The sequence below is a fragment of the Bradyrhizobium sp. BTAi1 genome (assembly GCF_000015165.1).
Taxonomy (GTDB): domain Bacteria; phylum Pseudomonadota; class Alphaproteobacteria; order Rhizobiales; family Xanthobacteraceae; genus Bradyrhizobium; species Bradyrhizobium denitrificans.
In genome coordinates, this window is record NC_009485.1 from 5,896,158 (window position 1) to 5,922,961 (window position 26,804).

The following is a 26,804-nucleotide window of genomic DNA, read 5'->3' on the forward strand; positions in this document are numbered from 1 at the left end:
AGACGAACGCGCAAGATCAGCTCGGAAAGCGTGTGCAGGCCTCAGCTCGAAGGCGTTTTCAAACTGTTCGAGCCGAACATTCGATCATGTCGCTTCGAAATGGGTACCTGCTGCGTTGAAGCAGGTGTAGCTCGACCACAACGGCCCCCCAAAAAAATCAGACATCCAAAAAACTCAGCGCGTGAACCATGGCCATCAGAATGACAAAGCTCTTGGCGACGTAGACAGAGCCTGAGACCGTTCTCATGAACATGTTAGCTCGCCGCATGAGAGAATATCCACATTCAGCATCCGATAGTTGCAACCGGTTGGTTGCGACGATATGATCGGCGACGGCGCGGTAGGCGATACGGGCAAGCCGCAGACCCCCGCTTTGCCCGGCTCCTGAGTTGCCTCTGCAAGCAGCCAAAGCGGCGATCCCCGTCTGGGATCGTATCGACAATCGCTACTCCGCCACATGGCCGTCACTCAAGACTCATTCGAAACGATTACTTCGGCACGGCAGCCTGATCAACAGCCATCCCGGTCGGGGCGTCAGACAATGTACCAAATTGCGCAGGGAGCTGATGAATTGCCTTTCCGGCGAGGACATCGTAAAGAGCCTTCCTGCCTCCCGCATGGGGGATTGATAGGGAAACAAGACACCACGGCGGCACCTTCTTGCTGAGCTCTGCGAGATGACACCGACTGTCGAAGCTACGGGCGCTGCAATGTCTTTCCGATGCCGCATGTGTAGCACCTCCACCACGGTCCCTGCCCTGGCTCTCGGCCGCCTTCCAGTATGCAACGCGTTTGGCCAGGACGGCCGCGTCGAGCGGCAAGTCGACCTGGACATCGTCGAATGCGAGAGCTGCGGATTGATCCAGCTCGCTGCCGCGCCTGGCCCTGAAAGCCTGATGCCGGAGGTGCCCTGGATTCGCTACCGCGAACCGGAGGGCCATCTCGACGCGCTCGTCGACGAGTTGATCCGATTACGACCCGAGGCAACGACGGCGTTCGGCGCTGGCCCGTTCGAACAGCCCTTGCTGACAAGGTTGCAGACGCGTCACTTCACCACCGACTTGCTGCCCCTCGACGGCGCCTCCCCGCCCGGCCGCTATCCCTATCTCGAGACCTGGCAGGCCAGGCTCGATGCGGCGCAGCTGTCGGCGGCAGCGGCGCGGCATGGACCGTTCGACATCGTCTCGTGCCGCTACCTGATCGAGCATACGCCGGACCCGGTGCGCGCGCTCCGGGCCCTGAAACCTCTGGTCAAGCCCGACGGGCTGCTGCTGATCGAGGTTCCCGACAGCAGCAAGTTCTTGGCTGCCCGCGACTACTGTTTCCTGTGGGAGGAACACAGCAGCTATTTTGTCGAGGACACATTGCGTCGTCTGGCCGAGGTCAGCGGCTGTCGCGTGCTGGCTCTGCTGCGCTATCCGGGTGCCCTAGAGGACGCTTTGGTTGCAGTCCTGACCACTGCGGAAGGACCGCCGCCGCCGGTCGCGCCCCAGGGACCTTCACGCCTGTTCCAAACCTATCGTGACGAATTTGCCGGCATCCGCGCCGGGGTGCGCAGCAAGCTGACAGCCTTGGCTGGTCCAGATCGCGACCGCATCGCGCTGTTCGGCGTCGGCCACCACGCCATCATGTTCGTCAACGCCTTCGGCCTTTCGGACCTGATCGCGCTCGCCGTGGATGATGACGCGGACAAAAACGGCTTTTTCCCGCCGGGCTGGCGCGTCCCTGTGGTAGGATCGGAGGCGCTGCTAGCGGATGAGCGGATCAGGCTGTGCCTGTTCGCCGTGGCGCCGCATATCGAGGGCAAGGTGCGCGACAAGCTCGCAGCTCTTACGGCGCGCGGCGTGGCATTCCGATCGATCTATGCAGCGCTCGACAATTCCATCATGAAGGACCCTGCCCCATGAGCCTCGTCCAGAAATCTCCGGAGGTGTTCCTGGCCGAAGGACCGATCGCAGCCGTCGGGCCGGCCGAAATCGAGACCCTCAAGGCTGCGGTCGAGGCCAGCCCCAAGCGGCGCGCCCGCATCAATGCCCATCCCGACGGCGATGATTCGCTGCACGAGATGATCATCGCGATCGATGCCAGCTCCTACATCCGGCCGCACAAACATCCCGGCAAGAGCGAGGCCTTCCACATCGTCGAGGGCGAGGTCGATATCGTCGTGTTCAAGGATGACGGCGAGATCGAGCGGATCGTGGAGCTGGGACCGCCCGGCGGCCGCCGTCCATTCTATTATCGGATGTCGAATGCCTTTTTCCACACGCTGATCATCCGCAGCGATCTGTTGATCGTGCACGAGATCACCAACGGCCCGTTTCGCCCGTCCGCCACCGTGTTCGCGGATTTCGCGCCAGAGGACCGCGACGCCGACAAGGCCGAAGCCTATCAGGCCGAGCTGGTCCAGCGTGTCGCCGCGCTGCAGGGCGCCAGCGCATGACCGTGCATGCCGTCGTCATCGGGGGCACCCGGGGTCTTGGCCGCGCGGTGGTCGAGCGCCTGCTGGCCCGCGGCTGTGCGGTCAGCGTCGTCTCGCGCCAGCGCCCGGCCGACTTTCCCGACCAGCCCGGCCTGCGCCATTTCCCGGCGGATCTGGAGCACAGCGAAGGCTATGCCGGATTGTGGACCCGGATCGCAGAGGCTGGCGGCCCCATCCGCTATCTGGTGCTGAGCCAGCGCTTCCGTGGCCAGGGCGATCCCTGGGCGGGCGAGATCCAGGTCGGCCTGACCGCCTCTCGCGACCTGATCGAGGGGTTTTCCGGACATTTTGCCCCGTCCGGTGACCGCGCGATCGGCGTCGTCAGCTCCGTCTATGCCGAATTCGTCGGCAGCTCCCAGCCCGTCGGCTACCATGTCGTGAAGGGCGGCCTAAATGCCATGGTGCGTCATTACGCGGCAACCCTTGGCCGCCAGGGCATTCGCGTCAACGCGATCATGCCGCTGACATATCTAAAGCGCGAATCGCGCGTCTTCTACGAGCAGAATGAGCGGCTGATGGACACCTACCGCCGGCTGGTCCCGCTTGGCCGGCTCGGAACGGCGGAAGAATGCGCCGACGCGCTCGATTTCCTGTGCAGTGAGCGCGCGTCCTTCATCAACGGGCAGAGCCTGTTCCTGGATGGGGGCGTGTCCACAGTCTGGCAAGAAGAGGTCGCCAAGAGCTTCGCGGGCCTGTAAAACGCGCCGCAAATCTCGTTTCGGCCACCTTCCCCCCGCAGGGATCGCCAACCAAGGATCGCCTATTCATGCAGCACGTGAAGCACAAGACCGATTGCCGCCTGTGCGGTTCGACCTCGCTCGAGCATGTCCTGCCGATCCGGGCCTCCGCAATCGGCGATGCCTTCGTCACGGCGGACCGGCTGAGCGAGAAGCAGGACCTCTATCCGCTCGATTGCTATCTGTGCCTGACCTGCGGTCACCTGCAGAACCTCGACGTCGTCGATCCCGACGTGCTGTTCCGTGACTACACCTATCGGACGTCCGTGTCGCTCGGACTCGTCGAGCACTTCAAGCGCTACGCTCAATCCGTCGTCTCGTCACTCGCCATTCCAAAGGACAGCCTCGTCGTCGAGATGGGCAGCAATGACGGATCGCTGCTCAAGGCCTTCAAGAATGAAGGCATGCGCGTGCAGGGCATCGACCCGGCGCGTGACATCGCCGCAACCGCCACCAGCGAGGGCATTCCGACCATCCCGGACTTCTTCACCAGCGCGCTGGCGGCCAAGATCAAATCGGAACAGGGCGAAGCCAAGCTGTTCTGCGCCAACAACGTGTTCGCCCATATCGACAACATGTCGGATGTGGTGAAGGGCATACGGCTGCTGCTCGCCGATGACGGCGCCTTCGTGTTCGAAGTGTCCTACATCGTCGACATGATCGACAACATGGTGTTCGACACCATCTACCACGAGCATGTGTCGCATCATGCGCTGATCCCGCTGGAGACCTTCCTGAACCGGCACGACATGACGCTGTTCCATGTCGCGCGCACCGGCACAAAAGGCGGATCCATCCGGGCCTTCGCCCAGCCGAAATCGACCGCCAAACGCCCGCGCTCGGCGGAGCTGTCGCAGCTGATCGCCGAGGAGGAACGCCGCGGCGTCACCAAGCCACAGATCTACCGCGACTGGTTTGCCGCCATCGAACAGTGCAAGCACAAGGTGCTCGCTTATCTCGAAAAGGCCGCCAGCGATGGCAAGCTGATCGCCGCCTACGGCGCATCGACCACGACCACCACCCTGCTCTACCACTTCGAGTTGGAGAATCGGGTCAAGTTCATCGTCGACGATAATCAGCTCAAGCACGGCCGCTTCAGCCCCGGCGCGCACATTCCGGTGCTGCCCTCGAGCGAGCTTGCAGCCAGGAAACCTGACGTCGTGGTGATCCTGGCCTGGATCTATGCGGAGCCGATCCTCAAGCGCAATCAGGCCTATCTCGACGCCGGCGGCCGCTTCCTGGTGCCGCTTCCGGAACCGCGCATCGTCGACGCTTCGGGGACACGCGCGATCTGAGCAGGCCAAACGGGCGGCGGCTGGCCCATGCCAAGCTGACAGGTTGACAGCCTGTCCATAACATGGTCCAGCAAACCCTGATAATCGGCTGCCGGCATGCCGGGGGCGGACGATTTTCGGCTGGTGAAACAGACGCTTACGGCACTCGCGAGGTAGCAGGATGACCACCCTGACCGATGGACAGGTCGAGCGGCTCGTGGTTGCGGAGCAGCGCCGCTTTTCCTGGGCGCGCTGCCGCAACGACATCGCCCCGTTCGTCACCCGTCACGTCACTTGGCGCGCACTCGCCGCCGGCGATATCCGTTCGAAATACCGCCGCACGCTGCTCGGCCCGTGGTGGATCACGGCCACGAACGCGATCACGGCGCTGATCATGGGCACCGTGGCCGGCCGGTTCCTCGGCGCCGACATGAAGACCTATCTGCCGCACTTCATGGTCAGCATGACGATCTGGAGCTTCATTTCCTCGTCGCTCAGCGAATCCTGCTTCACGATGATCAATGCGGGCGGCATGATCAAAGCGGTGGATATGCCGATCCTGATCCACGTCATGCGCATGGTTCAGCGCAATCTGATCATCTTTCTGCACAACATCGCCGTCATTCCTTTCATCTGGCTCGTCTACCCCTGGTCGGTCGGATACGGTGCCGTGCTCGCGATCGCCGGCTTGATGATCGTCTACGTCTTCGTCGTCAGCGCGTCGGTGATCGTATCGATGATCTGCGTGCGCTATCGCGACGTGCCGCCGGTGATGGCAGCCGTGCTGCAGCTGTTGTTCTTCATCTCTCCGATCATCTGGGAGCCGTCGAAGATCCAGGGAGGCGAGTTGGTTGTCGCCCTCAATCCGATCGCCTATCTATTGGCGGTCACGCGTGGCCCGCTGATGGGAGACGTCCCCAACCTCGCGACCTGGGCCGGTGCCATCGGATCGGTAGCCGTCTTGACGGCTGCGATGATCTACATCTACACGCGCTATCGCTCGCGCGTCGTGTACTGGGCCTGATCCATTGCCCCGTCTTTGTTTCGCAGCACGCTTTGCGGCACTTCCGATCGGCAACGGGACGACGTCACGTCGGAGCGGCCAAGTTCTCTGGATTCACCTCTCATGCCTTTGATTGAAGCCAAGCAGATCGGCATCGAATTTCCTGTCGCGCCACCGAATGCGCGCTCCTTCCGGCATCTTGCGATCAAGGCCGCGTCGCGCGTCGGCGGCCGGGTCTCGAAGGGCGAGGGTTCGTTCCAGTTCGTGCAGGCCCTCGACGAGATCAGCTTCAGCCTGAAGCAGGGAGATCGGCTCGGCCTCGTCGGCCACAATGGCGCCGGAAAGACCACGCTGATCCGCGTGCTGGCCGGCATCTACGAGCCAACGCGAGGTTCATTGCGCGTGGTCGGCCGGAACGTCCCGATGTTCGACATCGGCCTCGGCATGGATGAGGAAGCGTCGGGCTACGAGAACATCCGAACCCGCGGCCTCATTCTCGGCCTCAGTCCCGAAGAGATCGAGGAGCGTGTGCCGGAGATCGCCGAGTTCGCCGAACTCGGTGACTATCTGGAGCTACCGATCCGAACCTATTCCTCGGGCATGCTGTTGCGCCTGGTGTTCTCGATCGCAGCCTCGATCCACGGCGACATCATCCTGATGGACGAGTGGATCGCGGTCGGCGATGCACAATTCCGCAAGAAGACGCACGACCGGCTGCAGCAGATCACGCAACGTTCGGGCATCGTCGTGCTGGCGTCCCACGATTTCGGGCTGCTCCGCGAAACTTGCAATCTCGGCCTGTATCTGGATGGCGGGCGCGTGCGGGCGTTCGGAGCGCTGGACGATGTTCTGAAGGAACTGCCGCCGGCCTGAGCAGCCGAACCGACCATGTTGCGGCAGGATGTTCGCTGAGCCATGACCATGACGACCAGCCCTGCCGCCTCGCCGACCGCGACCCTGGTCGTTCCGAACTTCAATCATGCCCATTACCTGCCAGAGTCGCTCGGCAGCATCGTCCGGCAGACCCGGGCGCCGGACCGCGTCATCATCATCGATGACTGCTCGACCGATCACAGCATCGAGGTGATTTCCCGGTTTCTCGCGGACCGACCGAGCTGGCAACTGATCCGCCATGAGAAGAACCAGGGCGTCGTGCGCGGCCAGAACGAAGCGCTGGCGATCGCGGATACCGATTGGATCGGCTTTCTCGGTGCCGACGACGCCTTGCACCCGCGCTATCTCGAAAGGGCCATGGCACACGCGGCGGATCACCCCGATGCAGGGCTGATCGTCGCCTGCTGCGAGATCATCGGACCGAACGGCGCTTCCGGAAGACGGATGTTGCGACCGATGATGCTCCCCGCCGCCCTATCGACCATGCTGACGCCTGCGGACGTCGGACGAATCCTGCGCGTCGGCGACAACTACTTCTCCGGCACCACGTCGCTCTATCGGCGCGGCGCATTGCAGGCGCTCGGCGGCTTCGACGTCAAGCTCGGCTCGTTCTCGGACGCATTTCTCGCGCGACGCCTCGCGCTGACTTTTGGCTGCTACTTCATCGCCGAAATCCTGGGCTACTGGCGCATCCACGGCCAGAACTATTCGACGGCCACGGCGACCGACCCGAGATCGCTCGATGCCAAGCTCAAGGAGATCGGCGCGCTCATCACCGACAGCGGGCTGTTCCCGGACAACTATGCCGCCTTGTTCGCGCGGCGCAACCGCTTCGGCGCGGTGCGGATGGTGCTCGGCAGCCAGACAGCTCGCTCGGCCAAAGCCGAGCGCGCCGCAGCGCTGCTCGATGGCACATCGTTCGACAGGCATCTGCTGCAGTCGCTCCTGCGTCTGGGCGCCGGCGGCCGGCTTGCCGCGCTGGCATGGGTCACCCTGCGGACACGGCCCATGTCGCTGACGCGCCTGGTTGCGCAGCGGCGTGCGCGGCGCGCGATCGTGTCGGCAACGCCGGGCTACCGCGCACCATGACGCCCGTTGCTCCCTTCGGCTCTCTCCGGCATCGGCTGCGCAAGCCGCGGAAGACTGCGGCCACAGACCGTCCGGCCGTCCCCACCGCGGGTCCGACACAGGCTGGCGCGCGCCGCACATCGCCCCTGAAGGCCTGGCTGACGGGCTCCGCGTTCCGCCTCTATGCTTTTCTGAGCGCCCGGCGCCGCCAATTGCTGCCGCTCACCACGCGCGCCGCCAACATCGTCGACCGCACGCTCATCGTCGCGCCTGCGGGCACGAGACTGCTCCGTCTCATGGACCGGCAGCTTGCGCGCGGAACGCTGCTCGGCCGGCTGCTGGCGCGTTTGACCTTGACGACGCTCGCCGCGTCAGCCCAGCTTCATCTCGCCGCCAGCCGCAAGCCGAGCGCGTTGCGCGCAGTCCGCATTCTGAACCTGATCTTTCGCAGCGACGTGCAGTCGCGGACGGGGATGGGTGCACAGGCCTATTTCGCCACCCTCGCTCTCTGCAGCGCCTATGACCGCATCGTTCGCGACGTTCCGCAGGCCGAGTCGATCGGCAGCTTCGCGATCAATTTCGCGGTCGGTGTTGCCCACATGTATCGCGGCAACCTTCCCGTTGCCGCGCATTTCCTGCAGGTGGCATCGGCGTCCGGCGACAGCAACGCGCTGCGCAAGCTCGGCGCGGTCCACGCCCTGGCGGGGGAGCTTGCGCAGGCCGCAGCCTGCTTCAACGCTTCCGTCGCCCGCGATCCGCGCTCGGTGATGGCGCACCAGAACTATGCCGGCGGCTACGATCCATCGACGTACAGCCCGAGTGCGTGGGAGCTGGAGCATGCCGGCGAGCTCCTGATCTACGACAATCTGATCCAGCTCGGCGAGAACTTCTATCACCAGGGCCGCTACGAGGATACGTTCCGCTGCTATCAAGCCGCGCTCGATCATCAGGACGCGCTGGCGGACAAATGGTCGATCCCCGATGCGCTGATCCAGCGCATCGCCGCCGTCAGCGGCCATTTCAAGGCTGACCTGCCGGTGCGGCTGCTCGGCTATGAATGGGTCACGCTGATCGGCCATATCGGCTTCATCGATTGCCACCTGCGCATGGCCGCACTGGGCATGCTGCCGCGCGCCAATTACGTCCTGCTCGCACCGGCGGACAAAGTGGTCAACCAGCCTTTTCTCAGGCTGTTCGCACCGCATGTGACGATCGTCGAGGACCCCGTTCTGGTCGACGATCTCCTGCCCTATCAGCGGCTGGTCGGCGATCAGTTCATCGCCGTCCGGGGCAAGGAAGGCCTGGCCGAACCGTGGGCTCACGCCGCCTCCCGCGCGCAAGTCGCCTGGGCCGCACAAAGGCGCGGCCCCATCGTGAAGGTTCCGTCGAACCTGATGGAGGCCGGCGCAGCAAGGCTGCGCGCGGCCGGCGTCACCGCTGACTGGTTTGTCGCGATGCACATCCGCGAGGGCGGCTATCATGGTGACGGTCCAGGCACGACGCGCCAGCACCGCTCAGCCAATGTCGGCGACTACATGGACGCGATCGCCGCCATTACCGCGCGCGGCGGCGTTGTCGTCCGCCTCGGCGATCGCAGCATGACGCCGCTCGGTGGCGTCACCGGCGTATTCGACTACGCTCACAGCGACATCAAATCAGCGGAGATGGACCTCTATCTTTGTGCCGCCGCACGCTTCTTCGTCGGCACGACATCGGGGCTGACAACGGCGGTGCAGGCGCTGGGAACGCCGATGCTGCTGGTCAATTGCATCTCCAACGACTGCCAGTTCTGGCACGAGCGCACCGACTTCACCGTACGTCCGGTCTATGACCGCCGCGCCCGGCGCTATCTGTCGCTGCGGGAAACCTATCGCCAACCGCTGCAGGCGTTGTTGATCGACACCGCGGTGCTCGGCCGTCACGGGCTCGAGATTCATCCCAACACCCGGCAGGACATCACGGAAGCGGTTCGCTACAAGCTCGATTGCCTCGATGAGGCCTGCCAGCCGTTGCGGAATGGCGGCAGCCTGCTCGACCGTTACCGCACCGCCCTCGCCGACAATCCCTACAATTTCGGTGCCGCGCTACCGGTTCCGGCATTCCTCGACCGGCTGCCCGAGCTGCTGCACTGAACGCAGCGCCGAGTCCCGGTTCGATCTGCGCCCGGACCAGGCAAATGCCGGTCGTTCCTCTGGAACCCGCGATACTCATTAACCGGCAGGCAAGACAGCTGATCTCATAACTAGGCCGGTACGGTCGCAATCGGCTCGGCAGCCAGTCGAACCCGGTCCCCCTGCACCGTTCGCGCGGATGGCTGGAGCTGTGGTATGAGTCAGGCGACCAACTCGCAAGTGTCCCCGCCCGATGTGGCTTACTCGCCCCCAATAGAACTGCCTCCGACCGACCCCGTCGAGCTGCCCGAAGAGGCGGTCGAAGCCCAGCTGGCGCAAGGCGATTTCGCCGGGATCGGCGCCGTGACCGCCGTTAGTTCCGGCGGACTGACGATCAACCTGCTGTTCGATACGGCGGCGATGAATGCCCCCGCGAGCTTTCGGGCCGGCATCCAGCAGGCCGCCGCGATCCTCACCTCGATGATCTCCGATCGGATCACGGTCAACCTCAAGATCGACTATAGCGGAACGGGCGGCGGCGCCGCGGCCGGTCCCGACGGCGGACAGTGGATGAGCTACTCCAGCGTCCGGAGCAATCTGATCAACAATGCCACCCCTGGCGATACGACGTTCAATGCGCTGCCGGCCGGCTCCAGCATCCAGGGCCAGTCCTACGTTGCGGTGTGGAATTCGCAGCTGAAGCTGTGGGGCGGTCTCGGCGCCAACGATGCGACGACCGACGATGGCGCAGCCACCTTTGCAACAGACATCAATCCGAACCTGCTGGTCGGCGTCGCACTGCACGAGCTGACCCACGCCTTCGGCCGCGTCCCCTACGGGCCGCAGCCCGACATCTTCGATCTGTTCCGCTTCTCGAGCGCAGGCAACCGGCTGATGACGGGCGGCGCGACGGCATCGACCGCCTATTTCTCGGTCGATGGCGGCTACACCAAGCTCGGGGATTACGGCCAATCCTCCGACCCGAGCGACTTCCTCAACAGCGGCGTTCAAGGTGGCAACGACCCGTTCAACGAGTTCTACACCGGCAGCACGATACAGACGCTGACATCCGTCGACCTCAAGCAACTCGTCGCGCTCGGCTTTCATCTGACCGGCCCCACGGGAACGGTGATCCAGACGAATGGTGATACGAGCCTGACGCTGGTCGGAAGCTCCTATTATCTGAACAGCGTTTCCGGCGGCACCGGACCAACGCTGAAGTATGGCGGCACGGCCGTCGCCTCGGGGCAGTTCGGCAGCATCGCACCCATCGGAGCAATCAAGACCGGCTCCGGATATGACGTCGCGTGGCAAATCCCGGGCACCAATCAGTTCACGTTCTGGATGACGGACAGCAACGGCAACTTCAAATCCAACATTTCCGGGCTCGTCTCCGGTAGCAGCCTGACCTCGGAGTTGCTGGAAACCACGTTCGGCCAGGATTTCAATCACGACGGCACGGTGGGCGTCACCGCATCGCTCGTGCATTCCAATGGCGCGACCAGTCTGCTGCAGATTGCTGACGGCTACTACATGTATGTGAACGGATCCGGCCCGCAATTGATGTATGGCGGAGGTCAGTTCACGGTCGGCCAGTTCGGGACGATCTCGCCCATCGCAGCAATCCAGGTCGGCAGCACATTCGACGTCGCCTGGAAGGACTCGGCGACAAACCAGTTCACCTTCTGGACCACCGACAAGAACGGCAACTACACCGGCAACCTCGTGGGATTGGTGTCCGGCGGCAGCTTCGCGACCGAATCGATGGAAACGACCTTCGGTCAGGATTTCAACGGCGACGGCACGATCGGCGTAACCGCGTCGCTGGTGCAGACAAACGATACGACGAATCTGCTCCATATTGCAGACAACTACTACATGTACGTCAACGGAACCGGCCCGCAGCTCAAATATGGCGGAGCAGCGGTGACCGTCGGGCAGTTTGGATCGATCGCGCCGGTCGGCGCAATCAAGACAGCCACCGGTTTTGACGTTGCCTGGAAGATTCCAGGCACCACTCAGTTCACGTTCTGGGCCACCGATGCCAACGGCAGCTACAGCGGGAATTTGACCGGTCTCGTCGACGGGTCGACGACGAGCGTGAAATCCTTCGAGACGATCTTTCACCAAGATCTGAACGGCGACGGCGTCATCGGATCGCCAAGTTCGGCGATCCCGGCTGCCGCGCAATCCGCCACCCAGCCAGCGGCCTCCGGCAATACGCTCGTCATATCGTCCGGCTTCAGCGGCGAGCTGATCGGCTTCGGGAGCACGGCTGACCAGATCGATGTGAAGGACGTGACCTTTGCCTCCCTGCGGACGCAGTTCGGCGCCCCCGATGGGGTCTTGTCTTTGACCGATGGCACCCACAGCACCTCCCTGCACTTCATCGGCCAGCTGTCGCAGGATAGCTTCCACTTCGCGGCAGACAGACAGGGGGGCACCCTGATCTCCGGCGCAGGGATCCAGACCTCGGCAAGCGGCACGGCTCCGCAGTCCGTTGTGCTGCAGGGGCATGACGCCTTCGTTTTCGCCGACCATTTCGGACAAGCGAGCCTCTCCGGCTTCACCCCCGGAATCGACACGATCATGATCAGCCACAACTTGTTTGCCGACCAGTCTGCGCTCGTGGCTGCGATCCACGACGACGCCTCCGGCAACGCCGTCATCACCGATGCGGCACAGGACACCATCACTGTCCAGCATGTGTCCACGGCCGAGTTGTTGTCGCATCAGTCGAGCTTCCACCTGGTCTGACCGGGCAAGCGGCATTCAGGAAGACGATCGGCAGCCGCAGGGTAACATCCCGAGGGGCCGCGGCTGCTGCTTCGCGGGGGCAGGCAGATAACGGCTCGCGCAACGCTCGCACTTGGCCTATACGGCGGTCCGACCGTCCAAGACCGTGAGTTTGATGCCCTCGCCCCGCTCCGCTTCGCCGCGACGCCTGCTTTACGTGGCCAACGAAGATTACGCCTTCCTGATGCATCGCCTGCCGATGGCGCGTGCCGCGCGTGACGCCGGCTACGAGGTGCATGTGGCGACCAATGTGAATGCGGGCGCTGCTGCGATAAGGGCCGAGGGCTTCGTCCTGCACCCGATTCCATTCCAGCGCGGCGGCCTGTCCCCCTCGTCGGCGCTGCCCACGATCCGCGCCATCCGCGCCGTCGAGGCGGCCATCAGTCCGGACGTGGTGCACCATTCCGGACTGCAATCCAGCGTGCTCGGCTCGCTGGCCGCGCTCGGGCGCGCCACACCGGTCGTCAACGCCATGACCGGCCTGGGCTATATCTTCACCTCGGCGAGCTGGCGCTCGCGCCTTCTCAAGCAGGGCATGCTGTGGCTGATGCCTTGGCTCATGAACCGCGCACCGAGCCGTGTGCTGGTGCAGAACCCGGATGACCGCGAGGCCCTGAAGGCCATGGGCGTCCGGGGCGACAAGATCACGCTGATCCCGGGCTCCGGTGTGGACACGGACCGCTTCCGGCCACTGCCCGAACCGAGCGGACCGATCACCTTCGGCTTTGCCGGGCGGCTCCTGACCGACAAGGGCATCCGCGCCCTGGTCGCCGCCCACCGGATGCTGCGCCAGCAGGGCCGCGACGATCAGCTGCTGATCGCAGGCTCCCCTGACCCGGCCAACCCGGCCTCGGTTTCCCCCGAGGAGATCGAGGCTTGGCGGCACGAGCCGGGCATCACCCTGCTCGGCCACGTCAAGGACATCGCCGAGCTCTGGCGACGGAGCCATATCGCCGTGCTGCCGTCACATCGTGAAGGACTTCCTGTGAGCCTGCTGGAAGCGGCCGCCTGCGGCCGCCCTCTGATCTCAACCGACGCGCCCGGCTGTCGGGAGATCGCGATCCACGGCCAGACCGGCCTGTCGGTCCCGATCGAGAATGCGGCCGCCCTGGCGCAGGCGATGACGCAGCTTGCGACCTCGCCGGAATTGCGCGCCCGCTATGGCAAAGCCGCGCGGCAGCTCGTCGAGGACAAACTCTCTGCGACGATCATCGGGCGCTCCGTGGTCGCACTCTATGACGGCCTCGCAACCGCATCGGGTCCGCATCGATGATCGCCAACCCCGCCGCCATCGCTGTTTCCGTCACTCTGCTTGCGGCCGCAATCTGCGCGGTGCTGATCGTACTGCTGCGGCCGGTGCTGCAGCGCTACGCGCTGGCGCGGCCGAACGCCCGCTCCTCGCACAAGATCCCAACGCCCCAGGGCGCCGGGATTGCCGTGATCGGCGCAACCCTCGTCGGCGGCGGCGCTTTTGCGTCGGTCAACGGGTTTGCGCCGCTGACATCCCTGTTCGTCGCGGTGCCCCTGCTGGCACTCGTCGGCCTGGTCGACGACATCCGGCCGATCCCGGTGCTGCCGCGGTTCGTCCTGCAAGGGCTGGCCGTCGGCCTGGTCGTCTTCACCGCGCCGGATGATCTCAGGCTGCTGCCGATCCCGTTGGCGATCGAGCGCACATTGCTGCTGATCGCCGGTCTCTGGTTCGTCAACCTCGTCAACTTCATGGACGGGCTCGATTTGATGACCGTGGCCGAAGCGGTGCCGGTCACCGCGATGCTCGTGCTGTTCGGCATCTTCGGCCTGCTGCCATGGCCGGTAACGGCGATCGCCGCGGCGCTCGGCGGCGCCATGCTGGGCTTCGCCCCGTTCAACCGGCCCGTGGCCAAGGTCTTCCTCGGTGATGTCGGCAGCCTGCCGATCGGGCTGCTGCTCGGCTGGTCGCTGCTGCAACTGGCCTGGCAGGGATCCATCGCGGCGGCGCTGCTGCTGCCGCTGTATTATCTGGTCGATGCTACTCTCACCCTGCTGCGGCGGATGGCGCGGCGCGAGCCGTTCTGGGCCGCGCACCGCACGCATTTCTATCAGCGTGCCACCGACAACGGCTTCACCGTAGCCGGTGTCGTCGGCGACGTGTTCGTGCTCAACATCGGCCTCGCAGTGCTGGCCGGCACGTCGGTCGTGATGCGCTCGGTTGCGGCTGACGTGATCCTGATCGTCGTCGGCCTCGGCGCTGTGGCCGTCGTGCTGCGTCGGTTCTCGCAGCCGCGCGTCCGGCCGTCAGGCGGCGCTTGAACCGAACTCAGGCACCGCGTCCTTCAGCACCGCCTTGATCGTCACCGGATCGTTCCGCGCAATGGCCTGGTCCAGCGCCGCGATCCATCCCTTCAGAGTCTGCATCGGCGGCTCGTTCGGCTTGGCGGCCATGATGCCGGCGACGCCGATCTCGACCGGCGGCTCCTCGCTCGCGAACAGGATCTCGTTCAGGCGCTCGCCTGGACGAATCCCGGTGAACACGATCTCGATGTCGTAGCCCGGCTGCAGTCCGGAGAGGCGGATCATGCGCTCCGCCAGTTCGACGATGCGGACCGGCTGGCCCATGTTCAGCACGTACACCGAGACCCCCGGCCGCTCCGGTGCCAGCGCATGCGAGGCCGCGGTGATCACGAGGTCACAGGCCTCGCGAATGGTCATGAAGTAGCGCACCATGTCCGGATGAGTCACCGTGACCGGGCCGCCCGCCTCGATCTGGGCCTTGAACTTCGGCACCACCGAGCCGTTCGACGCCAGCACATTGCCGAAGCGCACGGAGATCAGCCGCATCGGCGGCCGGCCGATCGGGCGCTCCGCAAGCTGGCGGTCGAGCGCCTGACAATACATCTCGGCGAAACGTTTGGTGAGTCCGAGCATCGACACCGGCTCGATCGCCTTGTCCGTCGAGATCATCACCATCGCCTCCGCGCCCGACGCCACCGCGGCATCGGCGACGTTGATCGAGCCGAAGATGTTGGTCTTGACGCCCTCGCTCCAATCACGCTCGAGGATCGGCACATGTTTCAGGGCGGCCGCGTGAAACACGAGATCCGGCTTGAACTCGCCGATCAGCGCGAACACCCGGTCGCGATCGCGAATGTCGGCGATCCGTCCCTCGACGGCGACCTTGGCCTCGGGGGCGGCCGCGAGTACCTCGGTGATCGCATAGAGCGCCGGCTCGGAATTCTCCAGGATGAGCAGCCGCGCCGCGCCGAACGCCACCACACGCTGGCAGATCTCGGCGCCGATCGAGCCGCCGCCGCCGGTCACGACGACCGCCTTGCCTCTCACCAGCGCCTCGAGCCGTCCGTAATCGATCTTCTCGCTCGGCCGCAGCAGCAAGTCCTCGACCGCCACCGGCGCCAGTCGCGGAGCATCGCCGCTCTCCAGCGAAGGCAGCCGGCTGATGATCAAGCGCAGCCGTCGGGCGCGCATCAGGAAGGTCTCCGGATGGCAGTCCGGCTCGAACGCGGTCGGCATCATCAGCGCGCGCGCGATCGGCTTGCCCCTGCGGGCAAAGTCCGTGGCGACGTCCTCGATGTCGTCGATGCCGCCCAGCACCGGCACGCCGCGGATCAACTGACCACGGTCGGCCATCGAAGGCGACAGGATTCCGATCGGCCAGATCCGCTTGACCGCGCCGCTTTCGATGCCACGCAAGACCACCTCGGCGTCCGCCGTGCGGCCGATCAGCAGCGCCGGCGCGGCATCCTCGGATCTCGCGTGGTGGCGCACCCTCGTGTAGCGGAAATACCGATAGGCAAACCTTAGCGTGCTCAGCGCGAAGATCTCCAGGAACCAGTACAGGATGATCGTGAGCTTGCCGAAGAAGAAGGTGCCGCGGACATTCGGAGCGACGATGATGTAGTCCAGCACCAGCAGGGCCAGCGTCAGCACCGTCGCGACGCGCACGATGTTGAGCGCGTCCGGCAGCGAAATGAAGCGCCATTTCGTGGTCAGCAGGTTGGAGAAATAGAAGACCACGAAGCTGAAGACGATGAAATAAGGCAGGAGCTGCAGGAGCAGCGGGACCCGCTCCCAGAAACTGCTGGCGCCTTCGAAACGGATATAGAACGCGGCAAACAGCGCGACGACGCTGACGAGCAGGTCGTGGACGGCGATCAGCAGGTTGCGGGAGGTTAGTTGGGACAGGCGCGTCATGTCACGGCCGGTCCCTGGGTCTCATCGGGCTTTGGCTTCGATCGCAGCAGCATACCGCCAGCGACGCCGACGCCGATCACATACATCCATCCCTCGTGGAAATCGAAAATATGGGAGTTGAACAACGAGGTGAAGATGTTCTGCACGACGACGAGAAGCCCGATCCAGGGCACGAGGCCATCGCCCCGGAACTGTAGCAGATGCACCGCCCACATGGCGTAGAGGATGATGACCCCAAGCGTCCCCCACTGGACGGCGACGTTGAGCGTCTGGTTGTGGGGATTGCCGACCACCGTTCCGGCGGCGAGGTCCGAGCGCTCGCTTGCCGCCAGCTCGAACAGATGGCGGGTCGAGCCTGAGCCGTGTCCGATCAGCGGGGCATCGGCGAAGAAGCGCAGAGATTTGCGCCAGAATTCCAGCCGTTCGCCGATCGAGGTGACGCCGCGGTCGTTCCTGTAGTCCTGATATTGGCTCGTGAAGGTCGCGACCTTGGCCTGCAGTTGCGGCGACACCGACCACGCCGCCAGACCAAGCGCGAGCGCGCTGACCGCAATCAGCAGATTGGCCCGCCATTTCAGGTGGATCAGGCCGAACACGGCAAGCAGGATCGGGATCGTCACCAACGCGGTGCGCGAGACGACGATGAAGATCATGTTGGCCAGGAAGGCAATCATGATCGCGGTCAGCAGGGCGGCCGGCGCGAACCGGCGGGCGCGCAGCAGCTGCGCGATCGGATAGGCCAGCGCCACCGCACAGAGCGAGAATTCCTGGCCCTGGTCGATATAGTTCTTCACGAAGATGCCGCGATCCGCATTGGCCTTGAGCGCCAGCGCCGGATTGAACGCCACGGCCGTCGACATCCCGACCATCAGCACGCAGGAGGCCAGAAACGCGGTGAACACCCAGAGGCCGCGTTCGGACCGCTCGAAATGGTAGAACAAGCCGGGAAGCACCAGAAGTTTGGCTGCAGGCCCGACGGCATAGAGCCTCGCTCCCCACGCCGCATCCGACCACAGCGTTCCGACCAGGGCGAGCAGGAACAGAGCGATCGGTGCCAGCGAAATCGGACGCTTCAGGATCTGCAGCAGACGTGCCAGGTCGAGGAACGGCAGCATCGTGATCAACATCACGACGCCGAGGATCGAGACCAGCGATGTCGACCATGGCAGAGAGGCCGCCAGCAGGATGGCAACGACATCGACGGTGGTTCGCCACGCCGCGGGATCGCGCCAACGGCGTGCCAGCAGCGTCGGAGCGGGATGACCAGCCAAGGCGCTCATCGGCCGTCGCTCCGTGCCCGATCGACCAGCGCCGTCGTGCTGTGCCCCTTCAGGATGTCAATCAGGATCACCTCACCGCCGCCCGCCTCCACGACCTCGTGTCCGACCACCTGCTCACGCGTGTAATCACCGCCCTTCACCAACACGCTCGGGCGAACCAGCTCGATCAGGCGAAGCGGCGTATCCTCCGTGAAGATGGCGACGAGATCCACCGCCTCGAGCGCAGCCAGCACCTCGGCGCGGGCACGCTCGTCCTGAACGGGACGGCTCTCGCCCTTCAACCGTTTGACCGACGCATCGCTGTTCAGCCCGACCACCAGCCGGTCGCAGGCGGCGCGGGCAGCCGTGAGCACCTTGACATGGCCTGGATGCAGAATGTCGAAGCACCCATTGGTGAAACCGACGCGCAGTCCCTCGCTCCGCCAGCCCTCGACCCGAGCCAGGATTTCGCCGTCGCCCGCGATGATCTTTTCCTCGGCCGCGCGATAGGCGTGAGGAAGAATCTTCCGGCGCAGTTCGGCCGATGTCACGCTGGCAGTTCCCTGTTTGCTGACCGCCACGGCCGCTGCGGCGCTCGCCATGCGCAAGGCCTCCTCCCAGCCCGCACCGGCCGCAAGCGTCGCGGCGAGGACGGCAACCACAGTGTCGCCAGCCCCTGAGACGTCGCGCACCTTCACCGGATAGGCCGGGACGTGGATTGCATCGCCCTGGCGCGGCACCAAGGTCATGCCGCGCTCGCTCTGCGTCACCAGAATGGCCTCGCAATCGGCGAGATAGATCGCATCCTGCGCCGCCGCAGCGATCTCCTGCTCCGTCTCGGCACGGCTGCGGGTTGCTTCGGAAAACTCCTTGCGGTTCGGCGTCAACACACTCGCTCCGCGGTAGATCGCAAGATTCGCACTCTTGGGATCGACGATCACACGCTTGCCGGCCCGGCGCGCGGCATCGATCACGTTGCGCAGCACGCGCGCCGTCAGCACGCCCTTGGCATAGTCGGACAACAACACGATATCCGCCCTTGCCAGCCGTGGCACGATCGCATCGATCAGCCTCTGCTCGATCTCGCCGGACGCCGGCGCGGCGCGCTCCCAATCGGCGCGCAGCATGTGGGCGGAGAAATGCTCGGACACAAAGCGAACCTTGCGCGTCGTCGGCCGCGACGCATCGCGCACCAGCACGGTCTCGATGCCCGGCTCCCTGGCCAGTTCCGCCTCGAGTTGGGCCGCCGCCGCGTCATCGCCGACGAGGCCGACGAAGATGCAGCGTGCGCCAAGCGCTGCGATGTTGCGTGCGACGTTGCCGGCACCGCCGATATTGATCTCGCTGCGCTGAACGGCAATCACCGGCGCTGGCGCTTCGGGAGAGATCCGCGACACCTCGCCATAGACGAACTCATCCAGCATGAGGTCTCCGACGCACAGCACCGTCTGGCGGGCGATCGCTTGCGAGAGATCGTCAAAGTCGAACATCAGCGGCAGTCTCGGTGCAAGTGGGACCAATCGGGACTCGTCTATCGGAAGCGGTCGGCGGAATCGAGATAGCCCCTGATATAGTGGGCGACCGCGTCCTCGAGCGGCGTGAAGCCGCCATTGTAGCCGGCGGCCAGCAGACGGTCGATCTTGGCCTGGGTGAAGTATTGGTAGCTGCCGCGAATCGCTTCGGGCATGTCGATATACTCGATCCGGGGTGTCGCTCCGAGCGTGGCATAGGCCGCGAGCATCATCTCCTTGAAGCTGCGGGCTTGGCCCGTGCCGACGTTGAACAGGCCGGACACCGACGGCGAGGCCAACAGCCACATCATGACGCGCACGACGTCGTCGACATAGATGAAGTCGCGGCGTTGGTCGCCGTCGGCGATGCCCTCGCGGTGCGACTTGAACAGCTGTAGCGTGTGTCCGGCCTTGATGTCGTCGAAGCGACGGGTGAGCACGCTCATCATCGATCCCTTGTGGTACTCATTGGGACCGAACACGTTGAAGAATTTCAATCCGGCATATTGCGGCGGCAGCGCCTCGCCCCGTTCGGCACGCGCAGCGATCGCGGTGTCGAACAGCTGCTTGCTCCAGCCGTAGAGATTCATCGGCCGCAGCGCCTTGAGCGCAGCGAGCGACGGATCGTCCTGGAAGCCTTGGCGACCATCGCCATAGGTCGCGGCCGATGACGCATAGATGAACGGGGTGGAACTCGCGGTGCACCAGTCGAGCAGGCGAAGCGAGCTCCGAAAATTGCGCTCCATCACCAGGTCCCCATCGGTCACCGTGGTGGCGGAGATCGCGCCCATGTGCAGGACCGCATCCAGCCGCCGGCCCTTCAGCCAGGCGTCGAGCTCGGTGGGCGGCACCACATCGGCCAGCTGACGCTTGGCGAGATTGCGCCACTTGCCTTCGCTGCCGAGCGTGTCGCACACGACGACGTCGGTGCGGCCGGCATCGTTCAGCGCCGCAACCAGATTCGATCCGATAAAGCCGGCGCCGCCGGTCACCAGCAACATTCCGTAACCAGTCCCTGATCCCGAAAAACCCGGCCCTCGCGTAGCGCATGCGGCGGCAAAGTGTAAGCGCTTTGGTGACGACGCGCCGGGCCCACTTTACCTGCGGCGGCCGAGCGGCTACCAGCGGCCCGAAGCTAGGCAATCAAAGAATGAATTCCAATTCGCCCAAAATCGAGGTGGACGAGACGGACACCAGCCCGATCCTGATCATTCCCTATATGTGGATCGGGGATTTCGTGCGCGGCCACACCGTGGTGCGGGTGCTCAAGGAGCGCTGGCCGAACCGTCCTGTGGACCTGCTGGTGACCTCGCTCTGCGCCCCGCTGGTCGATTACATGCCCGGCGTCCGCTCCGGCATTGTCTGGGACCTGCCGCGCAGCCGGCTGGCGCTCGCTAAACAGTGGCAGCTCGCCAGCCTGTTGCGCCAACGCCACTATCGGACCGCCCTGGTGATGCCGCGGACCTGGAAGGCGGCACTTGCGCCGGCGCTTGCCGGCATCCCTGAGCGGGTGGGCTTCGTCGGCGAGGCCCGGTTCGGGCTGCTCAACCAGTGGCGCTGGGGCGAGAAGGCCCTGCCCCGCTTCATCGACAAGAACGCCGCGCTGGCCCTGCCTGACGGTGCGGGGCTGCCGCCCGAATGGCCGGTCCCGCAGCTGCGGGTACCTCCGGAGCAGGTCGCACGCTGGCGCGAAGCCCAGGGGCTGGGCAGCCGGCCGGCGGTGGCGCTGGCGCCCGGTTCGGTCGGCGCGGCCAAGCGCTGGCCGTTCTACGGCGAGGCTGCGCGGCTGCTGCGCGACGCCGGCTTGGACGTCTGGGTGGTCGGCGGCCCCGGCGAGAAGCCGCTCGCCGCCGAGATCGTCGCCTCCGGCGGACCTGCCGTCCGTGATCTGACCGGGACCGACCTGCGCAACGGCATTCTCGCCATGGCCGCGGCCGGTGTAGCGATTTCCAACGATTCGGGCCTGATGCACATCGCCGCCGCGCTGGGCACGCCAACCATGGGCATCTTCGGTCCCACCAGCCCGTACCATTGGGCGCCGCTGAACGGCCTAGCGGCGACCGTCCAGACCAAGACGCAGGTCCCCTGCCAGCCGTGCCACCGTCCGGTCTGCCGGATGAACGACCACCGCTGCATGCGCGACATCCCCGCCGGCGATGTCGCGGCCATTGCCCGGCAGGTGCTGGCGGATGCGGCGGCGAGCGTCGCGCATTAGCTTGCGAAGCGGCCGCCCGCCCAATACACCGGCCTCACCACAGCCCGAGCCGCCATCGTGAACCGCGCAGCCGACGATCTCATTGCCAGCCATCTCGCCCGCTCTCACGCGGCGATGGCGCGCGCCGCCCAGGATACGGCGCTGCTGGCCAGCGCCGGGCGGATCGCCGCCAAAATCGTTACGGCCCTGCGCAGCGGCCGCAAGCTCCTGATCGTCGGCAATGGCGGCAGCGCGGCGGATGCGCAGCACATTGCCGCGGAAATCGTCGGCCGCTACAAGCAGGAGCGACCTGCCTTTGCCGCGATCGCGCTCACCACCGACACCTCGGCGCTGACCGCGATCGGCAATGATTACGGATTCGATCACGTCTTCGCCCGGCAGGTCGAGGGACTTGGCACCAGCGGCGACGTGCTGCTGGCGATCTCGACCTCCGGGCGCTCGCCGAGCATCCTCAACGCGCTGCGCAAGGCGCGCGAGCGCGGCCTGACCACCATCGGATTCACCGGCGCAAACGGCCTTGCGATGGGCGAACTGTGCGACGAATTGCTCGTGGCGCCGAGCGACGACACACCGCTGATCCAGCAGATCCACCTGGCGACTGCGCACGGCATCTGCGAGACGATCGAGGCGGCGCTGATGCAGGATCTCAGCTGACATGACGAAAGCCCAGCTCAAGCCGGCGGCATTCCTGGACCGCGATGGCGTCATCAATCATGACGACAACTACATCGGCAGCCCTGAGCGGATCCGCTGGATGCCGAATGTGGCCCCTGCGATCAGGCGGCTCAATGACTCCGGCTATCACGTCTTCCTGTTCACCAACCAGTCCGGCGTCGCCCGCGGGCTATTTACGGAGGACGATGTCCTCAGCCTGCATGACTGGATGCGCACGGAGCTCACGGCGCAGGGCGCCGTGATCGACGACATCCGCTACTGCCCCTATCACACCGAAGGCACCGTCGAACGGTATCTGCGCGAGCATCCCTGGCGCAAGCCGGCGCCGGGCATGATCCTCGATCTGATGCAGCACTGGCCGGTCCAGCGCGAGGGCAGCTTCGTGATCGGCGACCGTGCCTCCGACATCGCGGCCGCCGAGGCCGCCGGCCTGCCCGGTTTTCTGTTCGCCGGCGGCGACCTCGATGCGTTCGTCGCCGACATCATCGCTCAGACCAGCCGGCGATAGACGGCGGCGATCTTGTCGGCCTCGGCCTCGAGGCTGAACCTCTCGATGACGCGTGTCCGCGCCCGCTCTCCCATCGCGCGCGCCGCGGCTGGATCGCGCATCAGCGGTTCGAGCGCCGCAACCAGCGCCTCGACATCGCCGGGCGGCACCAGCACGCCGGTGACGCCCTCCTCGACCACGATCTCTGCAGCACCGGCGCGCGCCGCCACCAGCGCCGCGCCGGCGGCCATCGCCTCGATCAAGGTCAGGCCAAAGCCTTCATTGCGCGAGGTGAAGGCGTAGATCGTCAGCCGCTGATACCAGCGCTGCACCTCGGCGATGTCGAGCTCGCCGGTGATGACGATGCGCTGCTCCAGGCCCGCCGCGGCGATCTGCTTGCGCAACTCGCCCGCGAACGGCAGCTGCTCCGGCGTGACGGCGCCGACCAGCACGGCCGAAAAATCCGGATAGCGCGGCAACAGCCGGCACATCGCGGCAACGAACACGTCGCTGCCCTTCTGCGCACGCACGCGACCGAAGCAGCCGATCGCGTATCGTCCCGGCAGGCCGCTCTCGGCGAAGGCGGCGGCGCGATCCGCAGGCGGCGCGTAGATGTCGGTATCGACGCCATGCGTCACCACCGTCGCCTCGCGCTTCAGATAGGACGCCGAGATGTCGCTGGTGGCGATGATCGCGTCCATGCGGCGGATCAGCCAGCGCGTGATCCAGCTGTGATGACGCTGCGCCGCCGAGGTGAACACCAGCTTCAGCGGCCAGCCGAGCGCGCGCAGGATCACGCCGGCAATCATTTCGTTGTTGCGGCGCGCATGCCAGATCAGCGGACGGCGGCGGCGCCACAGCATGACGAGATCGCTCGCCTGCATGCGCGCAATCCCGTCCGGCGCGTAGGTGCCGAGCCATGCCGCACGCACCCGGCGCGCGAGCTTCGGCGCCACCATGCGGTTCGTCGCCGTCACGCCGGAATAGCGCCGGTGCAGGTTCGGCACGATCACGTCGAGATCGGCGGCGGAAAACGGCTCGGCAGGCACAACTCACTCCAATTGTAACGTTTCCCTATACGCAAGATTAGGCACCCCCGCCAGTTCGCATCCCGCTCAACTCGTCCTTCATCTCGCTGGCGCTAGTGTGCCGGAAAACAAACCAGGGATCGCGTCAAACAATGACCGTGCTCGTGACGGGTGGCGCCGGCTATATCGGCAGTCACATGGTGCTTGCGCTGGCGGAAGCCGGCGAAAACGTGGTGGTGATCGACAATCTTTCGACCGGCTTCTCCGCCTTCGTGCCGGAGAATGTGCCGTTGTTCATCGGCGATGCCGGCGACGAACATCTCGTCGATGGCGTCATCAGCCAGCACGGCGTCGACAGCATCATCCATTTCGCGGGCTCGGTCGTGGTGCCGGAATCGGTGCGCGATCCGCTGCTGTATTACCGCAACAACACCATGACCACCCGCAGCCTGCTCAACGCCGCGGTCAAGCGCGGCGTCAGCCGCTTCATCTTCTCCTCGACCGCGGCCGTGTACGGCAATCCGGAGCAGGTTCCGGTCACCGAAACCGCACCGACGCGGCCGACCTCGCCCTACGGCACCTCGAAGCTGATGGCCGAGATCATGCTGCATGACGTTGCCACGGCGCATGAGCTCAACTACGTCGTGCTGCGCTATTTCAACGTCGCCGGCGCCGATCCGCAGGGCCGGGTCGGGCTTGCCACCGTCGGCGCCACCCATCTGATGAAGATCGCGATGGAGGTCGCCACCGGCCAGCGCGCCAAGATCGACATCTACGGCACCGACTATCCGACCCCCGACGGCACCTGCATCCGCGACTTCATCCATGTCAGCGACCTCGCCCAGGCGCATCGCGCGGCGCTTGCCTATTTGCGCACCGGCGGCTCCTCGGTCACGCTGAATTGCGGCTATGGCCGCGGCTATTCCGTGCTGGAAACGATCGAGGCGGTCCGCCGCGTCTCCGGCCGCGCCATCCCCACCCAATACGCGCCGCGCCGTCCGGGCGACATCATGACCATGGTCGCCGATACCACGCGTCTCAAGGCGCTGCTGGACTGGACCCCGGCCTATGACAATCTGGAAACAATCGCCGACCACGCGCTGGCCTGGGAGGAGAAACTGTTCCTGGAACGCCACAGCGGCGCCCTGCAGCGGGCCACGGCCTAGAATCAACGACTTAGCCGGACGCCGGGGGGCTTGAAAAAGCCGCCCCGAGCGGGCAAGCACACTTGGCCGCCCGGCGATTTGTCCCGGCGGCCAGGGACCAGAATGGCCGACTTTCCGAAGAAGATCACCGACGATCCCTATGGCGCCGCGATCCTGATCCGCCGACTGGTGATGGAACAGGGCATCGTCTACTGGCGCCGCTATCTCACCGCCTTCGCGCTGATGGCGGTCTCGGCCGGCGCCAGCGCCGGCGCGGCGTACATCCTCGGCCAGGTCATCAACAAGGCCTATGTCGACAAGAGCATTCCGGGCATCGCCATGCTCTCCGGCGTCACCGTGCTGCTGCTGTTCGTCAAGGGCGTCTCGACCTACGGCTATGCGGTGATCCTGTCGAAGATCTCGAACGCGATCCTCGCCAATAATCAGCGCCAGCTGTTCGCCAAGCTGATGAGCGAGAGCATCAGCTTCTTCTCCGAGCGCCATTCGTCGGAGTTCCTCGCCCGCCTCACCGCCGGCGCCAAGTCGATCACCGACGTCCTGACCATGCTGATCAACGCGATCGGCCGCGACCTCCTGCTGCTCATCAGCATGATCGCTGTGATGGTCGCGCAGGACCCCTGGATGTCGCTGCTCGGCCTCGTCGTCGTGCCGCCGGCGATGCTGGTGCTGCGCAAGCTGGTCAAGCGCATCAAGGGCCTGGCGCACAGCCAGTTCACCGGCAATGCCGACATCCTCGAGACGATGCAGGAATCGCTGCAGGGCATCCGCACCGTCAAGGCCTTCACGCTCGAGGACGCGATGCGCGCGCGCATCGCCGAGAACATCGCTGTGGTCGAGCGCAACGCCAACAAGATGGCCCGCGTCTCCAACCGCTCCAATCCGCTGATGGAGATGCTCGGCGGCTTCGCGGTCGCGGGCTGCCTGATGTATGGCGGCTATGCCGTGGTCGCGCTCAACGCCACGCCCGGCCAGTTCTTCTCCTTCATGACCGCCTTCCTGATGGCGACCGAACCGGCCAAGCGGCTCGCACGCCTCAACATCGACCTCAACAGCCAGCTGGTCGGCGCCCGCATGCTGCTCGAAGTGGTCGACAGCCCCGCGAGCGAGCAGCCCGACGACGACAAGCCGGCGCTGAAGCTGACGCAGGCGAAGATCGAGCTGCGCGACATCTCCTTCGCCTATCGCGACAACGAGCCGGTGCTCAACCGCATGAGCTTTGTCGCCGAGCCCGGCAAGGTCACCGCGCTGGTCGGCCCGTCCGGCGGCGGCAAGTCGACGGTACTGGCGCTGCTGTTGCGCTTCTACGAGGCGACCGCGGGCGACATTCTGATCGACGGCCAGTCGATCGCGCAGGTCTCGCGCCGCAGTTTGCGCGAGCAGACGGCCTATGTCGGCCAGGACGTCTATCTGTTCCGCGACTCGATCCGCGCCAACATCGCCTTCGGCAAGCCGGGCGCGACCGAGGCCGAGATCATCGAGGCCGCAAAGGCGGCCTGCGCGCATGATTTCATCATGAGCTTCCCGCTCGGCTATGACACGCCGGTCGGCGAGCACGGCACCCAGCTCTCCGGCGGCCAGCGCCAGCGCATCGCGGTCGCCCGCGCGCTGATCCGCAACGCGCCGATCATCCTGCTCGACGAAGCCACCGCGGCACTGGACTCCGAATCCGAGCGCCAGGTGCAGGAGGCGATCGAGCATCTCTGCCAGAACCGCACCACCCTCGTCATCGCGCACCGCCTGCACACTATCATGAACGCCGATGCCATCCTGGTGGTTGAGGCCGGCGAGATCGTCGAGCGCGGCCGGCATGACGATCTGTTGCGCCGGGGCGGCCGCTATGCTTCGTTCTTCCGCCTGCAACAGCGTGACATGGGGCCGAACGTCATCCCCATGACTGCGACATCGTGACCGCG

Annotated in this window: 21 protein-coding genes; 16 read left to right on the top strand and 5 right to left on the bottom strand. The window is 65.3% G+C overall.

Features of this window, described 5'->3' with window-relative positions; genetic code table 11:
- The first annotated feature begins 677 nt into the window (after window positions 1–677).
- The 11 genes from BBTA_RS26425 (at window position 678) to BBTA_RS26475 (ending at window position 14,651) form a co-directional block, all read left to right on the top strand.
- The gene (locus tag BBTA_RS26425) at window positions 678–1,907 is read left to right on the top strand and encodes a class I SAM-dependent methyltransferase (protein WP_244424128.1); all 1,230 of its coding nucleotides are present in this window, start codon (window positions 678–680) and stop codon (window positions 1,905–1,907) included.
- Entirely contained in the window at window positions 1,904–2,440 is a 537-nt protein-coding gene (locus tag BBTA_RS26430) for a WbuC family cupin fold metalloprotein (protein ID WP_041750903.1), read from the top strand. Before BBTA_RS26425 ends, BBTA_RS26430 begins: the two co-directional genes overlap by 4 nt.
- Complete coding sequence (locus BBTA_RS26435; RefSeq protein WP_012045571.1) at window positions 2,437–3,177, top strand: SDR family NAD(P)-dependent oxidoreductase; 741 nt, start codon at window positions 2,437–2,439, stop codon at window positions 3,175–3,177. The genes BBTA_RS26430 and BBTA_RS26435 overlap by 4 nt, the downstream gene beginning before the upstream one ends.
- A gap of 68 nt (window positions 3,178–3,245) precedes the next feature.
- The gene (locus BBTA_RS26440; protein WP_012045572.1) at window positions 3,246–4,511 is read left to right on the top strand and encodes a class I SAM-dependent methyltransferase; all 1,266 of its coding nucleotides are present in this window, start codon (window positions 3,246–3,248) and stop codon (window positions 4,509–4,511) included.
- 160 nt (window positions 4,512–4,671) lie between these two features.
- Complete coding sequence (locus BBTA_RS26445; protein WP_012045573.1) at window positions 4,672–5,514, top strand: ABC transporter permease; 843 nt, start codon at window positions 4,672–4,674, stop codon at window positions 5,512–5,514.
- 102 nt (window positions 5,515–5,616) lie between these two features.
- Entirely contained in the window at window positions 5,617–6,366 is a 750-nt protein-coding gene (locus tag BBTA_RS26450) for an ABC transporter ATP-binding protein (protein WP_012045574.1), read from the top strand.
- Between the two features lie 42 nt (window positions 6,367–6,408).
- Window positions 6,409–7,476, top strand: coding sequence for a glycosyltransferase family 2 protein (locus tag BBTA_RS26455; RefSeq protein WP_012045575.1), 1,068 nt, complete (start codon window positions 6,409–6,411; stop codon window positions 7,474–7,476).
- Complete coding sequence (locus BBTA_RS26460; protein ID WP_012045576.1) at window positions 7,473–9,587, top strand: TIGR04372 family glycosyltransferase; 2,115 nt, start codon at window positions 7,473–7,475, stop codon at window positions 9,585–9,587. Before BBTA_RS26455 ends, BBTA_RS26460 begins: the two co-directional genes overlap by 4 nt.
- A gap of 195 nt (window positions 9,588–9,782) precedes the next feature.
- Window positions 9,783–12,323 (top strand): NF038122 family metalloprotease, encoded by a 2,541-nt coding sequence (locus BBTA_RS26465; protein WP_012045577.1) that lies wholly within the window; start codon window positions 9,783–9,785, stop codon window positions 12,321–12,323.
- 154 nt (window positions 12,324–12,477) lie between these two features.
- Window positions 12,478–13,635 (top strand): glycosyltransferase family 4 protein, encoded by a 1,158-nt coding sequence (locus BBTA_RS26470; protein WP_012045578.1) that lies wholly within the window; start codon window positions 12,478–12,480, stop codon window positions 13,633–13,635.
- Window positions 13,632–14,651, top strand: coding sequence for a glycosyl transferase (locus BBTA_RS26475; RefSeq protein WP_012045579.1), 1,020 nt, complete (start codon window positions 13,632–13,634; stop codon window positions 14,649–14,651). Before BBTA_RS26470 ends, BBTA_RS26475 begins: the two co-directional genes overlap by 4 nt.
- Here the strand turns inward: BBTA_RS26475 and BBTA_RS26480 are convergent.
- Genes BBTA_RS26480 through rfaD form a run of 4 tightly spaced genes read right to left on the bottom strand, consistent with a single transcriptional unit; the run spans window position 14,637 to window position 20,321 of the window.
- Window positions 14,637–16,550 carry a nucleoside-diphosphate sugar epimerase/dehydratase gene (locus BBTA_RS26480; RefSeq protein WP_012045580.1) on the bottom strand — a complete coding sequence of 638 codons (1,914 nt, stop codon included), beginning with the start codon at window positions 16,548–16,550 and terminating at the stop codon, window positions 14,637–14,639. The two genes, BBTA_RS26475 and BBTA_RS26480, sit on opposite strands and share 15 nt — an antisense overlap.
- Window positions 16,547–17,830 (bottom strand): O-antigen ligase, encoded by a 1,284-nt coding sequence (locus BBTA_RS26485; RefSeq protein WP_012045581.1) that lies wholly within the window; start codon window positions 17,828–17,830, stop codon window positions 16,547–16,549. The genes BBTA_RS26480 and BBTA_RS26485 overlap by 4 nt, the downstream gene beginning before the upstream one ends.
- Window positions 17,827–19,299, bottom strand: coding sequence for a D-glycero-beta-D-manno-heptose-7-phosphate kinase (rfaE1, locus tag BBTA_RS26490; RefSeq protein ID WP_012045582.1), 1,473 nt, complete (start codon window positions 19,297–19,299; stop codon window positions 17,827–17,829). Before rfaE1 ends, BBTA_RS26485 begins: the two co-directional genes overlap by 4 nt.
- Before the next feature lie 41 nt (window positions 19,300–19,340).
- On the bottom strand, window positions 19,341–20,321 hold the full coding sequence (rfaD, locus tag BBTA_RS26495) for an ADP-glyceromanno-heptose 6-epimerase (RefSeq protein ID WP_012045583.1): 981 nt from the start codon (window positions 20,319–20,321) through the stop codon (window positions 19,341–19,343).
- Window positions 20,322–20,470: 149 nt separating this feature from the next.
- Between rfaD and waaF the strand changes: the two genes are divergently transcribed.
- From waaF to BBTA_RS26510, 3 genes are all read left to right on the top strand, one after another.
- The gene (gene waaF, locus BBTA_RS26500; RefSeq protein ID WP_012045584.1) at window positions 20,471–21,535 is read left to right on the top strand and encodes a lipopolysaccharide heptosyltransferase II; all 1,065 of its coding nucleotides are present in this window, start codon (window positions 20,471–20,473) and stop codon (window positions 21,533–21,535) included.
- Between the two features lie 114 nt (window positions 21,536–21,649).
- Window positions 21,650–22,189 carry a D-sedoheptulose 7-phosphate isomerase gene (locus tag BBTA_RS26505; protein WP_049795403.1) on the top strand — a complete coding sequence of 180 codons (540 nt, stop codon included), beginning with the start codon at window positions 21,650–21,652 and terminating at the stop codon, window positions 22,187–22,189.
- Between the two features lies 1 nt (window position 22,190).
- Window positions 22,191–22,718, top strand: coding sequence for an HAD-IIIA family hydrolase (locus tag BBTA_RS26510; protein WP_012045586.1), 528 nt, complete (start codon window positions 22,191–22,193; stop codon window positions 22,716–22,718).
- Here the strand turns inward: BBTA_RS26510 and BBTA_RS26515 are convergent.
- The gene (locus tag BBTA_RS26515) at window positions 22,700–23,746 is read right to left on the bottom strand and encodes a glycosyltransferase family 4 protein (protein ID WP_012045587.1); all 1,047 of its coding nucleotides are present in this window, start codon (window positions 23,744–23,746) and stop codon (window positions 22,700–22,702) included. The two genes, BBTA_RS26510 and BBTA_RS26515, sit on opposite strands and share 19 nt — an antisense overlap.
- Before the next feature lie 131 nt (window positions 23,747–23,877).
- Here BBTA_RS26515 and galE point away from each other — a divergent pair, with 131 nt between their 5' ends.
- Both galE and BBTA_RS26525 read left to right on the top strand, forming a co-directional pair.
- Window positions 23,878–24,891 carry a UDP-glucose 4-epimerase GalE gene (gene galE, locus BBTA_RS26520; protein WP_012045588.1) on the top strand — a complete coding sequence of 338 codons (1,014 nt, stop codon included), beginning with the start codon at window positions 23,878–23,880 and terminating at the stop codon, window positions 24,889–24,891.
- A 102-nt stretch (window positions 24,892–24,993) separates the two neighbouring features.
- Window positions 24,994–26,799, top strand: coding sequence for an ABC transporter ATP-binding protein (locus BBTA_RS26525; protein WP_012045589.1), 1,806 nt, complete (start codon window positions 24,994–24,996; stop codon window positions 26,797–26,799).
- The last annotated feature ends 5 nt before the right edge of the window (window positions 26,800–26,804 follow it).

What these genes read in the sequence shown, in the direction of transcription:
- BBTA_RS26450 (WP_012045574.1), top strand. Translation starts at nt 5,617, where the DNA reads ATGCCTTTGATTGAAGCCAAGCAGATCGGCATCGAATTTCCTGTCGCG.
- BBTA_RS26510 (WP_012045586.1), top strand. Translation starts at nt 22,191, where the DNA reads ATGACGAAAGCCCAGCTCAAGCCGGCGGCATTCCTGGACCGCGATGGC.
- BBTA_RS26460 (WP_012045576.1), top strand. Translation starts at nt 7,473, where the DNA reads ATGACGCCCGTTGCTCCCTTCGGCTCTCTCCGGCATCGGCTGCGCAAG.
- BBTA_RS26435 (WP_012045571.1), top strand. Translation starts at nt 2,437, where the DNA reads ATGACCGTGCATGCCGTCGTCATCGGGGGCACCCGGGGTCTTGGCCGC.
- BBTA_RS26480 (WP_012045580.1), bottom strand. Translation starts at nt 16,550, where the DNA reads ATGACGCGCCTGTCCCAACTAACCTCCCGCAACCTGCTGATCGCCGTC.
- BBTA_RS26430 (WP_041750903.1), top strand. Translation starts at nt 1,904, where the DNA reads ATGAGCCTCGTCCAGAAATCTCCGGAGGTGTTCCTGGCCGAAGGACCG.
- rfaD (WP_012045583.1), bottom strand. Translation starts at nt 20,321, where the DNA reads ATGTTGCTGGTGACCGGCGGCGCCGGCTTTATCGGATCGAATCTGGTT.
- BBTA_RS26445 (WP_012045573.1), top strand. Translation starts at nt 4,672, where the DNA reads ATGACCACCCTGACCGATGGACAGGTCGAGCGGCTCGTGGTTGCGGAG.
- BBTA_RS26485 (WP_012045581.1), bottom strand. Translation starts at nt 17,830, where the DNA reads ATGAGCGCCTTGGCTGGTCATCCCGCTCCGACGCTGCTGGCACGCCGT.
- rfaE1 (WP_012045582.1), bottom strand. Translation starts at nt 19,299, where the DNA reads ATGTTCGACTTTGACGATCTCTCGCAAGCGATCGCCCGCCAGACGGTG.
- BBTA_RS26465 (WP_012045577.1), top strand. Translation starts at nt 9,783, where the DNA reads ATGAGTCAGGCGACCAACTCGCAAGTGTCCCCGCCCGATGTGGCTTAC.
- BBTA_RS26475 (WP_012045579.1), top strand. Translation starts at nt 13,632, where the DNA reads ATGATCGCCAACCCCGCCGCCATCGCTGTTTCCGTCACTCTGCTTGCG.
- BBTA_RS26440 (WP_012045572.1), top strand. Translation starts at nt 3,246, where the DNA reads ATGCAGCACGTGAAGCACAAGACCGATTGCCGCCTGTGCGGTTCGACC.
- waaF (WP_012045584.1), top strand. Translation starts at nt 20,471, where the DNA reads ATGAATTCCAATTCGCCCAAAATCGAGGTGGACGAGACGGACACCAGC.
- galE (WP_012045588.1), top strand. Translation starts at nt 23,878, where the DNA reads ATGACCGTGCTCGTGACGGGTGGCGCCGGCTATATCGGCAGTCACATG.
- BBTA_RS26525 (WP_012045589.1), top strand. Translation starts at nt 24,994, where the DNA reads ATGGCCGACTTTCCGAAGAAGATCACCGACGATCCCTATGGCGCCGCG.
- BBTA_RS26425 (WP_244424128.1), top strand. Translation starts at nt 678, where the DNA reads ATGACACCGACTGTCGAAGCTACGGGCGCTGCAATGTCTTTCCGATGC.
- BBTA_RS26505 (WP_049795403.1), top strand. Translation starts at nt 21,650, where the DNA reads ATGGCGCGCGCCGCCCAGGATACGGCGCTGCTGGCCAGCGCCGGGCGG.
- BBTA_RS26455 (WP_012045575.1), top strand. Translation starts at nt 6,409, where the DNA reads ATGACCATGACGACCAGCCCTGCCGCCTCGCCGACCGCGACCCTGGTC.
- BBTA_RS26470 (WP_012045578.1), top strand. Translation starts at nt 12,478, where the DNA reads ATGCCCTCGCCCCGCTCCGCTTCGCCGCGACGCCTGCTTTACGTGGCC.